10 protein-coding genes are annotated in these 12092 nt (G+C 49.2%); all 10 read left to right on the top strand.

Going from position 1 to position 12092, the window contains the following annotated elements; translation table 11 throughout:
* The 10 genes from ftsL to PQQ36_RS12015 all read left to right on the top strand — a co-directional run bounded on the left by ftsL (position 1) and on the right by PQQ36_RS12015 (position 12087).
* The gene (gene ftsL, locus PQQ36_RS12060; RefSeq protein WP_011078670.1) at positions 1-318 is read left to right on the top strand and encodes a cell division protein FtsL; all 318 of its coding nucleotides are present in this window, start codon (positions 1-3) and stop codon (positions 316-318) included.
* Positions 315-2045, top strand: a complete 1731-nt coding sequence (locus PQQ36_RS12055; protein ID WP_273661315.1) for a penicillin-binding transpeptidase domain-containing protein — start codon at positions 315-317, stop codon at positions 2043-2045. Before ftsL ends, PQQ36_RS12055 begins: the two co-directional genes overlap by 4 nt.
* 31 nt (positions 2046-2076) lie before the next feature.
* A complete protein-coding gene (gene murE / locus PQQ36_RS12050; RefSeq protein WP_072604324.1) occupies positions 2077-3558 on the top strand; it encodes a UDP-N-acetylmuramoyl-L-alanyl-D-glutamate--2,6-diaminopimelate ligase in 1482 nt (493 codons plus the stop codon).
* The gene (locus tag PQQ36_RS12045; RefSeq protein ID WP_273661311.1) at positions 3555-4916 is read left to right on the top strand and encodes a UDP-N-acetylmuramoyl-tripeptide--D-alanyl-D-alanine ligase; all 1362 of its coding nucleotides are present in this window, start codon (positions 3555-3557) and stop codon (positions 4914-4916) included. The genes murE and PQQ36_RS12045 overlap by 4 nt, the downstream gene beginning before the upstream one ends.
* Positions 4913-5995 carry a phospho-N-acetylmuramoyl-pentapeptide-transferase gene (gene mraY / locus PQQ36_RS12040; RefSeq protein ID WP_011149501.1) on the top strand — a complete coding sequence of 361 codons (1083 nt, stop codon included), beginning with the start codon at positions 4913-4915 and terminating at the stop codon, positions 5993-5995. The genes PQQ36_RS12045 and mraY overlap by 4 nt, the downstream gene beginning before the upstream one ends.
* Before the next feature lie 32 nt (positions 5996-6027).
* Positions 6028-7356 (top strand): UDP-N-acetylmuramoyl-L-alanine--D-glutamate ligase, encoded by a 1329-nt coding sequence (murD, locus tag PQQ36_RS12035; protein WP_273661307.1) that lies wholly within the window; start codon positions 6028-6030, stop codon positions 7354-7356.
* 50 nt (positions 7357-7406) lie between these two features.
* Positions 7407-8600, top strand: coding sequence for a cell division protein FtsW (gene ftsW / locus PQQ36_RS12030; RefSeq protein WP_013572432.1), 1194 nt, complete (start codon positions 7407-7409; stop codon positions 8598-8600).
* A complete protein-coding gene (gene murG / locus PQQ36_RS12025; RefSeq protein WP_045596246.1) occupies positions 8587-9654 on the top strand; it encodes an undecaprenyldiphospho-muramoylpentapeptide beta-N-acetylglucosaminyltransferase in 1068 nt (355 codons plus the stop codon). The genes ftsW and murG overlap by 14 nt, the downstream gene beginning before the upstream one ends.
* 13 nt (positions 9655-9667) lie before the next feature.
* Entirely contained in the window at positions 9668-11128 is a 1461-nt protein-coding gene (gene murC / locus PQQ36_RS12020; RefSeq protein WP_013572430.1) for a UDP-N-acetylmuramate--L-alanine ligase, read from the top strand.
* Between the two features lie 257 nt (positions 11129-11385).
* Positions 11386-12087 (top strand): cell division protein FtsQ/DivIB, encoded by a 702-nt coding sequence (locus PQQ36_RS12015; protein WP_370293068.1) that lies wholly within the window; start codon positions 11386-11388, stop codon positions 12085-12087.
* The last annotated feature ends 5 nt before the right edge of the window (positions 12088-12092 follow it).

The raw sequence follows: 12092 nt of genomic DNA, 5'->3' as shown, positions 1-12092 counted from the left end.
ATGCGTCAAGCCAAGCCAAATCTCGCCAAAGAAATTTTCTTTGACCTACTGACGGTAGGTCGAACGCCTTTGATCTTGCTTGTCCTGATCTTTGCCTCAGCGATGGCGGTGGTTTTTGCCACCCACCATACCCGTCAAGCGATCACCCAAAAAGATGAAGCACTGCAAGAGCGTGAGCATTTGGATAACGAGTGGCGCAATCTGATGTTGGAAGAGACCGCACTGGCTGAGCACAGTCGCGTGCAAGAGATGGCGAAAAAAGAGCTCGAAATGAAACGGCCAGATGGCGACAAAGAAGTGGTGATTAATCTGAAATGATGGGTAAAAAGAGCAAAACCACCGTCAAACCCAAAGAGAGTGAGCAAGGGACATCTTTGCTTATCCGCTGGCGTTTCCATTTAGTCCTAGGATTTGTTTTCCTCGCGTTTGCTGCGCTTGTTGTTCGTCTTGCATTTATTCAAGTCATTGAGCCTGACAACCTTATTCGTGAAGGGGATCTGCGTTCTATCCGTGTGAAAGCCCTTCCGTCCGCGCGAGGTATCATCTCCGATCGCAATGGTGAACCTTTAGCGGTGAGTGTTCCTGTTGAAGCGGTCTGGGCCGATCCGGTGACGATTTTCAAAGAAAAGGCGCTGGATAACACACAGCGTTGGTATGCGTTAGCCGATGTGTTGGGGTTGCAGCGTGAAGAATTGATTGAACGTATCGAGCGCAATGAAAACCGCCGCTTCATCTACTTGCAGCGCCAAGTGAGCCCCGCGATGGCGAACTACATACGCGAGCTTAAAATTCCAGGCGTGGGGCTGAAATCAGAATCGCGCCGCTATTATCCCGCTGGTGAAGTGAGTGCTCATTTAGTAGGCGTAACGGGTATCGATGGTCACGGCCTTGAAGGGGTGGAACGCAGTTACGATAACTGGTTGACTGGTGAAGCGGGTAAACAGACGATTCGTAAAGACCGTTATGGCCGCGTGGTGGAAAACATTGCCTATGAAGACAGGCAAGAAGGCAAGTCACTTGAACTCACCATTGATCAGCGTCTCCAAGCCATTGCTTATCGCGCCATCAAACAGGCGGTGGCCGATCACCGTGCGACTTCTGGTTCGGCAGTGATGTTGGATGTGAAAACCGGCGCCGTGTTGGCGATGGTCAACGCGCCTTCTTACAACCCAAACAATCGCAGTGATTGGCAAAGCTACAAGATGCGTAACCGTATCATCACCGATTCGTTGGAGCCAGGCTCTACGGTGAAGCCTTTTGTGATTCTTGCCGCGCTGGAAAACGGCGTTGCCACCAAAGACACGGTGATTGACACGGGCAACGGCATTCTCCAAGTCGGTGGCAGTCGAGTTCGAGATACGAGTAAGGTCGGTAAAGCGGATCTGACCGAAATCCTCAAAAAATCCAGTAATATCGGCGTGACAAAACTGTCGATGGAAATGCCCGTGGAAGCGATTCTCGGCATGTATAACTCGGTTGGGCTTGGAGAGCCTTCTGGGTTAAATCTTGTTGGCGAAGTGACCGGTATTTTCCCTACTCGTTCGCGTTGGTCTCCGATTGAGAGAGCGACGCTGTCGTTTGGGTACGGTCTGTCGATCACTCCGATTCAATTGGCTCATGCCTACGCAACCTTAGGCAATGAAGGTATGTACGAGCCGATCCACATCATTAAAAGCAACGATCGTGATATGGCGAAGCAAGTGGTGTCCAAACAACACGCTCGTGAAGTGCTCAATATGCTTGAAACCGTGACGCAAAAAGGCGGCTCAGCCAGACGAGCGGCCGTTCCGGGTTACCGGGTTGGGGCGAAAACGGGGACATCACGTAAAGCAACGGCTGGTGGGTATAGCGATGAATACATCACCTACACGGCGGGCGTGGCGCCAGTTAGCGATCCGAGAATTGCTTTGGTCGTGGTGGTCAATGAACCACAAGGGGATGATTACTATGGCGGTTCCGTCGCTTCCCCTGTTTTTTCAGAAATTATGAAAGGTGCGCTGCAAATTTTGAATGTGGCACCCGATGAAAATGCATTCCAGAACTAGTTTTATGGCTGAGCGTGGCTCGGAGAACAAAATGCGAAATACCATGAATCTGACAAATTTATTAGCGCCGTGGCTAGATTGTCCTGAGCTTGCGGACATTACCGTCCAATCGCTGGAGTTAGACAGTCGTCAGGTGAAACAAGGCGATACTTTTGTCGCTATCGTTGGTCACGTGGTGGATGGCCGCCAGTATATTGAGAAAGCAATAGAACAGGGCGCAAATGCCGTCATTGCTCAATCTTGTCAGCAATACCCTCCCGGCTTGGTGCGCTATCAGCAAAACGTGGTGATTGTCTATCTTGAGAAGCTGGACGAAAAACTGTCGCAATTAGCGGGACGCCTGTACCAACATCCTGAGATGTCATTAATTGGTGTGACAGGAACCAATGGCAAAACCACCATCACTCAATTGATTGCGCAATGGCTAGAGTTAGCTGGGCAAAAAGCCGCGGTGATGGGGACCACAGGCAACGGTTTTCTCAATGCCTTACAGCCAGCGACCAATACCACGGGCAATGCGGTTGAGATTCAAAAAACGTTGGCAGACTTACAGCAGCAAGGGGCAAAAGCAACTGCGTTGGAAGTCTCTTCTCATGGCTTAGTTCAGGGGCGCGTTAAGGCGCTGCAGTTTGCTGCTGGCGTGTTTACCAATCTGAGTCGTGATCATTTGGATTATCACGGCACGATGGAAGCCTATGCCAAAGCCAAAATGACGCTGTTTACTGAACACCAGTGCCAGCATGCAATCATCAATCTGGATGACGAAGTCGGTGCGCAGTGGTTTCAAGAGCTACAACAAGGGGTCGGCGTTTCATTGTTTCCACAAGATGCAAGTGTAAAAGCACTGTGGGCCAGCTCGGTAGCTTACGCAGAAAGCGGTATTACGATTGAGTTTGATGGCTGCTTTGGCCAAGGGCGTCTGCACGCGCCATTGATTGGTGAATTTAATGCCACCAACTTACTGCTCGCGTTGGCAACACTGCTAGCCTTAGGCGTTGATAAGCAAGCTTTATTGGATTCGGCCGCAAGCCTGCGCCCAGTACTTGGACGTATGGAACTGTTTCAAGTGAACAGCAAAGCAAAAGTGGTGGTCGATTATGCCCATACTCCAGATGCGCTGGAGAAAGCGCTGCAAGCACTGCGTGTTCACTGTACCGGTCATTTGTGGGCGATTTTCGGCTGTGGTGGTGATCGCGATAAAGGCAAGCGACCAATGATGGCTGAGATTGCAGAGCGTCTGGCCGATCACGTCGTGCTTACCGACGACAACCCACGCAGTGAAGACCCCACCATGATTGTGCAAGATATGCTGGCGGGCTTAACCCGTGCGGACAGTGCGGTGGTTGAGCACGATCGCTTCAGTGCGCTTCAATACGCGCTCGACAATGCACAAGCGGATGACATCATTTTGTTGGCAGGCAAAGGCCACGAAGATTATCAAGTACTCAAGCACCAGACGGTTCACTACTCGGATCGTGAATCGGCGCAGCAACTGCTAGGAATTTCATCATGATTGAGACCTCTCTGAGTCATTTGGCGCAATTGACGCAAGGACAACTGATTGGCGATGACGCCATCTTTTGTAGCGTTTCAACGGATACGCGTCATATCCCTCAGCAATCGTTGTTTATTGCGCTCGTCGGTGAACGTTTTGATGCGCATGATTTTTGCCAGCAAGCGGTGGACGCAGGTGCTATTGCATTGTTGGTGGAGCGAGCGCTGGATCTTCCCGTTGCACAAGTAGTGGTCAAAGATACGAAAATGGCACTCGGTCAGCTCGGAGCGAATGTGCATCAGCGCTGCCAAACTCCAACTGTGGCGATCACGGGCAGTTGCGGCAAAACCACGGTGAAAGAGATGGTGGCCAGTATTCTGCAGCAAAAAGGCAAAGTGCTGTTCACGGCAGGTAATTTTAACAATGACATTGGCGCGCCTCTGACGTTGCTACGCTCTGAGCCAGAAGATGATTTTGCGGTGATTGAACTGGGCGCCAATCATATTGGTGAAATTGCCTATACCACCCAGCTTGTTCGGCCTGATGTGGCGTTGGTGAACAACGTGGCTGCGGCGCATCTTGAAGGGTTTGGCTCGATTGATGGCGTGAAACAAGCGAAAGGGGAGATCTACCAAGGTTTGTCTGCTGGTGGCGTGGCCATCGTCAATCTAGACAGTCATGGCGGTGAGTACTGGACACAGGTACTGGCCGATAAACAGGTCACGACGTTTTCGGCAAGCTCCGAGCAGGCCGATTTCTACGCAACAGACATCGTACTGGATACGCAAGGGAAAGCGTCATTCGTATTGCATACGCCTGAAGAACGCATTTCACTTTCTCTTGGTATCATTGGCCAACATAACGTCGCCAATGCGATTGCCGCTAGCATCATTGCTTTGCAGTTTGGTGCCAGCTTAGCGCAAATCCAATCGGGATTGCTCAATTTGATGCCTGTCAAAGGGCGTGTTGATGTTCAACAATTATCCGACAACATCAAACTGATTGATGACAGTTATAATGCCAGTGTGCCAGCTATGAAGGCGGCGGTGGACCTATTAGGTAGTTTTACCGGACAGCGTTGGTTAGTTTTAGGTTATATGGCGGAATTGGGCAATGAAAGTCTTGCACTTCATCGTCAAGTCGGTGAACATGCTGCCCCATTAAATTTTGAACACGTCCTTACCTATGGCGAGGATACAAGGATCATTAGCCAGTTGTGTGGTGGAAAACATTTTTCAAACCATGGTGAACTGATCGAATACATCAAGCAGAATTTAGCCAACGAAAATGAAGCCTGTCACACCGTGTTGGTCAAAGGCGCAAACTCAGCTGGCATGAGTAAAGTGGCTGCTGCTTTGAAGGAGAACTATCAATGATTATTTGGCTTGCCGAGCTGCTACAGCCATACTTTTCCTTTTTCCGACTGTTTGAATACCTGTCGTTTCGCGCGATCTTAAGTGTGCTAACCGCGTTGGGGCTATCGCTTTGGATGGGGCCACGCCTCATTAAGCGCTTACAGTTGCTGCAAATTGGTCAAGTGGTGCGTAACGAAGGCCCGGAGTCTCATTTTAGTAAACGTGGCACGCCAACCATGGGTGGCGTCATGATCCTCGCGGCTATTTCCATTACCATTTTGCTGTGGGCCAACTTATCCAACCCTTACGTTTGGGCAGTACTGGCCGTCTTGATGGGCTATGGTGCGGTCGGGTTTGTTGATGATTATCGCAAAGTGGTGCGCAAGAATACCGATGGTTTGATCGCACGTTGGAAGTACTTTTGGCAGTCAGCCATTGCGTTGGTCGTGGCTTTTGCTCTATACGCATATGGCAAGGATACTGCCGCGACTCAGTTGGTTGTGCCTTTCTTTAAAGACGTTATGCCACAACTTGGTCTGATGTACATCGTACTGACCTATTTTGTGATTGTCGGCACCAGTAATGCGGTGAACCTAACCGATGGTCTAGATGGTTTGGCGATCATGCCGACGGTTTTGGTGGCTGCAGGGTTTGCCGTGATTGCTTGGGCAACCGGCAACGTCAATTTTTCTCAGTATCTTCACATCCCGTATCTACCTCACGCCTCTGAACTGGTGGTGGTATGTACTGCCATCGTCGGTGCTGGTTTGGGCTTCTTATGGTTTAACACTTACCCAGCACAAGTCTTTATGGGCGATGTCGGTTCTCTCGCGCTGGGTGGCGCATTGGGGACGATTGCCGTACTTGTACGCCAAGAGTTGGTTTTGGTCATCATGGGTGGCGTCTTTGTCATGGAAACCTTGTCAGTGATTTTGCAGGTCGGTTCATACAAGTTGCGCGGCCAACGTATTTTCCGCATGGCACCCATTCACCACCACTACGAGTTGAAAGGTTGGCCTGAGCCACGTGTTATTGTGCGTTTCTGGATTATTTCTATGGTGTTGGTTCTGATCGGTCTAGCGACACTGAAAGTGCGTTAATCGACGGACACTCTTTTTACGGTGTAATGAATATGGATCGTTGGCAAGACATCAAACAGGTTGTGGTGGTAGGGCTCGGTATTACTGGGCTCTCCGTCGTTAGACATTTGCGAAAAACACAGCCGCAGTTGCAAGTGAAAGTGATTGATACGCGTCCAACCCCACCTGGTGTGGAACAATTGCCTCCAGACATTGCGCTGCATGTTGGCAGTTGGAATGACGCTTGGTTAGCTGAGGCTGATTTGGTCGTCACAAACCCAGGTATCGCCTTAGCGACGCCTCAAATTCAAACGGTGTTAGCACGCGGCGTTGCTGTGGTGGGTGATATCGAGTTGTTCGCTTGGGCGGCAGATAAACCCGTCATCGCGATTACTGGCTCAAATGGCAAAAGCACCGTCACGGATTTAACCGGAGTGATGGCTAACGCCTGTGGGGTGAAATGCGCGATTGGCGGTAACATTGGTGTTCCTGCACTCGATTTGTTGGAGCAAGAGGTTGAGCTTTATGTACTTGAACTCTCGAGTTTTCAATTAGAGACGACTACCAGTCTCCATTTGGTTGCAGCGGCATTTTTGAACCTTTCTGAAGATCACATGGATCGCTACCAAGGCATGGATGACTATCGCCAAGCTAAACTGCGCATCTTTCAGCATGCAAAACATGGTGTCGTGAATCGCGATGATCGTCAGACTTATCCTGAAACTTCCCATGGCCAGCAATCACTTGCTTTGGTGACTTTTGGCTCCGATGACAAAGAGTTTGGTGTCATGAGTCATCAGGGGGAATCTTGGTTGTCATATAACCAGCAACCTATTTTGGCAAGCCGAGAACTCAAATTAGTCGGTCAGCACAACGTGGCAAACGTATTGGTGGTTTTGGCGCTGCTGACGTGCGCTGGTATTGATTACCGTAAAGGCTTGAGCGCTTTGAAGTCTTACACCGGTTTGACACACCGATGTCAGGTTGTCGCCGATAATCGTGGCATCAAGTGGGTCAATGATTCAAAAGCGACAAATCTTGCTAGTACACAGGCTGCCTTATCGGGGCTTAACTGTGCTGGCAAACTCTACCTGCTGGTGGGTGGAGATGGCAAAGGGGCTGACTTCTCGCCATTGAAGCCGATTTTGGCGCAGCTAAACCTCCAACTATGTTGTTTTGGTGCTGATGGTGATCAATTTATGCCATTGCACGCATCGGCTACGCGTTTTGAGCGGATGGAAGATGTGATTGAACATATATCTCCACAATTACAATCCGGAGATATGGTGATGCTTTCCCCTGCATGTGCTAGTTTTGACCAATTCAGTAATTTTATGGCGCGAGGCGATCGATTCGCCGAATTGGCTCGCCAGTATGCATAGCGCTAGCGCAACCTCTAACGCGTATTTTTAACAAGGCACGATGTTTGGTGATGGTAGGTAATATCAAAAACAATTTGTTCGGCTGGTTTCGCCACTCACCACCAGACGCCTTGTTTGATCGGCAGTTGGTTTGGATTGCATTGTGTTTAATGCTGACGGGGCTGGTGATGGTGACATCGGCGTCCTTTCCTATCAGCTCTCGTCTGACGGATCAGCCTTTTCACTTTATGTTCCGCCATGCCACTTTTTTGTGCTTGGCGTTGGGCACCTCCGCAGTAGTGTTGCAAATCCCACTACAGAAATGGCAAAGCCATAGCCACTATTTGTTGGGCATCGCATTTGCGTTGCTCGTCGTGGTTTTAATTGCGGGTAAATCGGTGAATGGCGCGTCACGCTGGATCCCTCTAGGGCTTTTTAACCTACAGCCAGCGGAAGTGGCCAAGCTTGCACTGTTTATCTTCATGTCCGGTTATTTGGTTCGTAAACAGGATGAAGTAAGAGCGACCTTTTTTGGTGGCTTCATGAAACCCATTATGGTTTTTGGCGCGTTAGCGCTATTGCTACTTGGGCAACCAGACTTGGGGACGGTCGTTGTTATGCTGGTCACCTTGTTTGGCATGCTTTTTATCGCCGGAGCCAAATTGAGCCAGTTTCTGGCGTTGATGGTTGCTGGGATTACCGCGGTTGTAGGATTGATTCTCATCGAACCGTATCGTGTAAGACGTGTGACGTCTTTCTTAGATCCTTGGGAAGACCCATTTGGTAGCGGCTATCAGTTGACTCAATCATTAATGGCGTTTGGTCGCGGTGAATGGTTTGGCCAAGGTTTGGGTAACTCGATTCAAAAATTAGAGTATTTGCCGGAAGCTCACACCGACTTCGTGTTTGCTGTTATGGCAGAAGAGCTTGGTTTCATTGGTGTGGTGCTGATATTAGCACTCATTTTTAGCCTAGTGATCAAAGCGGTGTTTATCGGTAAAAAGGCGTTTGAACATCAATTGCAATTTGGTGGATATCTCGCTTTTGGTATTGGTATCTGGTTCGCTTTTCAAACCCTAGTTAATGTAGGGGCAGCAGCGGGGATGGTCCCTACCAAAGGTCTTACGTTACCGCTGATCAGCTATGGTGGTTCGAGTTTAATTATTATGTCCATCGCTGTATCGATTCTTCTGAGAATTGATCATGAATGCCGACTTATCTCGATGGGCAATAAAACAGACTTACAGACAGATGAAAAAGAATAAAAGATTAATGGTCATGGCAGGAGGCACAGGTGGACACGTTTTTCCTGGCTTGGCGGTGGCGAAAAAATTACAGCAACAAGGCTGGGAAATCCGCTGGCTCGGAACAGCGGATCGTATGGAAGCCGAGTTGGTGCCAAAGCACGGTATCGATATCGATTTCATTAAAGTCAAAGGTTTGCGTGGCCAAGGCATCAAACGCCTTGTTTTGGCGCCTTTTCAAATCCTCAATGCTATTTTTCAAGCGAAGGCACACATTAAGCGTTGGCAGCCGGATGCCGTGTTAGGGATGGGCGGCTACGTAAGTGGTCCTGGTGGTATTGCCGCTTGGCTATCTGGCATTCCAGTGGTCCTGCATGAGCAAAATGCGGTGGCAGGGTTAACCAATCACTGGCTAGCGAAAATCGCCAAAAAGGTATTTCAAGCCTTCCCGGGGGCATTTAAAGATGCACCAGTCGTAGGTAATCCAGTACGTGAAGATGTCGTTGCCCTTCCTGATCCCATGCAGAGAATGCAGGACAGAGAAGGTGCAGTACGCATTTTAGTGATGGGTGGCAGCCAAGGTGCCAGAATCCTCAATCAAACCATGCCACAAGTGATGGCACAACTCGGGTCTGGTTTTGAGATTCGCCATCAAGCGGGTAAAGGCAGTGCGGATGAAGTGCGTCTGGCCTACCAACAAGCGGGCGTTGAGCACGTTGAGGTGAGCGAGTTCATTGATGACGTTGCTGCGCAATACGCTTGGGCCGACCTATTGGTGTGTCGCTCTGGAGCTCTGACCGTATCGGAAGTCTCTGCCGCTGGCGTAGGGGCCATTTTTATCCCATTTATGCACAAAGATCGTCAACAAGCGTTGAATGCAGATCATCTCGTGGCGTGCGGAGCCGCACTGATGATTGAGCAGCCACAACTGACGGTGGATAAGCTCGCGGGAGAAATTCAAAAATTAGGTCGAGATACATTGCTCTCAATGGCGCTTCACGCCCGAGCTGCAGCACAAAATAATGCCGACCAAGTTGTGGCGGATGCGATTGTCGCCCTAACTGAACAGAAATAAAGAGAACAGGTTAATGACTATTCAACACAAGCAAGATCTTGCACAGATTCGCGCTATGGTTCCAGAGATGCGCCGAGTGAAATCCATCCACTTCATTGGTATTGGTGGCGCAGGTATGAGCGGCATTGCCGAAGTGTTGCTCAATGAAGGGTATCAAATCACCGGCTCTGATATTGCGGAAAATGCCGTTACTGAGCGCTTGGCTCAAAAAGGCGCGAAAGTGTATATCGGCCACCAAGCGACGAATGTTGCAGAGGCGAGTGTTGTTGTTGTCTCAACAGCGATCAATGAAGCGAACCCAGAAGTCAAAGCGGCGCGTGAAGCTCGCATTCCGGTTGTTCGCCGTGCAGAAATGCTGGCGGAACTGATGCGTTTTCGTCATGGTATCGCCGTCGCTGGTACGCATGGTAAAACCACCACGACAGCATTGGTGACGCAAATTTATTCAGAAGCGGGACTGGATCCAACGTTCGTGAATGGTGGTCTGGTAAAAAGTGCAGGTACCAATGCGCGTTTAGGTTCTAGCCGAATTTTGATTGCTGAAGCCGATGAAAGTGACGCATCGTTCTTACATTTGCAACCGATGGTGTGTATTGTCACCAACATTGAAGCTGACCATATGGATACCTATGGCGGTGACTTCGAAACGCTAAAGCAAACTTTCATCGATTTCTTACACAATTTGCCATTTTATGGTCAGGCGATTGTTTGTATTGATGATCCGGTGATTCGTGAGTTGATTCCGCGCATCAGTCGTCAAGTCATTACTTACGGTTTCTCGGAAGATGCCGATGTTCGCATTGAGAATTACCGCCAAGAAGGCCAGCAAGGCAAATTCACTGTGGTCCGCAAAGATTGCGAAGCGCTGGATATTACCCTGAATATTCCTGGCCGCCACAATGCATTGAATGCCGCTGCGGCCATTGCTGTTGCAACGGAAGATGAAATTGGCGATGACGCGATCCTTGCTGCCATGATTGGTACTCAAGGCACAGGTCGCCGTTTTGAACATCTAGGTGAGTTCGAAACAGGCAATGGCAACGTAATGCTGGTTGATGATTATGGCCATCACCCAACCGAGGTGGATGTGACCATTCATGCCGCTCGTAATGGTTGGCAAGACAAACGTCTAGTGATGATTTTCCAACCCCACCGTTACAGCCGTACCCGAGATCTCTACGATGATTTCGCGAACGTGCTTGAGCAGGTTGATGTGTTGGTCATGTTGGATGTGTACGCGGCGGGTGAAAAAGCGATCGCTGGAGCGGACAGTCGTTCATTGTGCCGCACGATTCGCAGCCGTGGAAAAATCGACCCTATTTTTGTTGCAGATACCCAACAACTGCCAGAGGTATTGGCGAACATTTTACAAGAAGGCGATCTGTTATTAGCACAAGGTGCGGGGGATATTGGTAAAGTCGCCCGACAATTGGCAGCACTTGAGCTAAATATCAGTAATATGAAAGCAAAATAGCCATTTGTGGCGGATATTAAGCAGTTAGTAACGCAGATCTCGTATTTGCGATAACTTCGTTGCGATTTCTCTCTATCAATGTTTGATAGTTTACAAGAGCTCAGTATAATCCCGAAGTTAAAGTCATTACTTTTCGCTCGCGAATATCCGCTGAATAAAGAGTATTTGAACAAAGTCAGGAAGCGTTAACTTTGACAGAAATAGCAGTTGATGAAGCTGATGTACTTCCCTCGCACTGGAAGAGACAAAAGCACCAAATAATTGGCGCTGCATTTTTCGTATTGGTTGTCGCTTTAATCGGCTCAATTTTATATTCAACCTTGAGTTGGATGTGGGATGACCAACGCCTGCCTTTATCAAAGATAATTCTGCAAGGGGATTTGCAGTACGTCACAGCCGATGATGTACAGCATGCCTTTGGCAGTATTACTCATATCGGCACCTTTATGTCGCAAGACGTTTCGGTGTTGCAAGAAAGCGTGGAAGCCTTGCCTTGGGTCGCGCATGCATCCATTCGCAAGCAATGGCCAGATACGGTGAAAGTGTTTATCACCGAGCACCGTGCCGCGGCGATTTGGAATGGCAACGCATTACTCAATCAAGATGGAATGGTCTTTGATGGTGACGTCGCGCAACTGAATGAAGAGAGAGTCAAACTTTACGGGCCAGTTGCGACTGGGGTTGAGGTACTGAAAAAGTATCGAGAAATGAATCCTGAGTTTAGTAAGTTAGGCTTATCGATTTCTTCATTAGTATTAAATGACCGACGCGCTTGGCAAATCATCCTAGATAATGGTATTCGCCTTGAACTAGGCAAAGAGTCTTTGGATGAGCGAGTAGCGAGGTTTTTTTCGCTCTATCGCCAATTAGGCAGCAAAGCTGATAAGGTCAGCTATGTTGACCTCAGGTATGACACGGGAGCCGCTGTTGGCTGGTTCCCTGAGCAAGAGTCAGAATAAGAGAG

Source organism: Vibrio sp. CCUG 15886 (assembly GCF_028570825.1).
Classification (GTDB): domain Bacteria; phylum Pseudomonadota; class Gammaproteobacteria; order Enterobacterales; family Vibrionaceae; genus Vibrio; species Vibrio vulnificus_B.
Note: the sequence above shows the minus strand (reverse complement) of the source record. Positions and strands in the feature narration are given on the sequence as shown.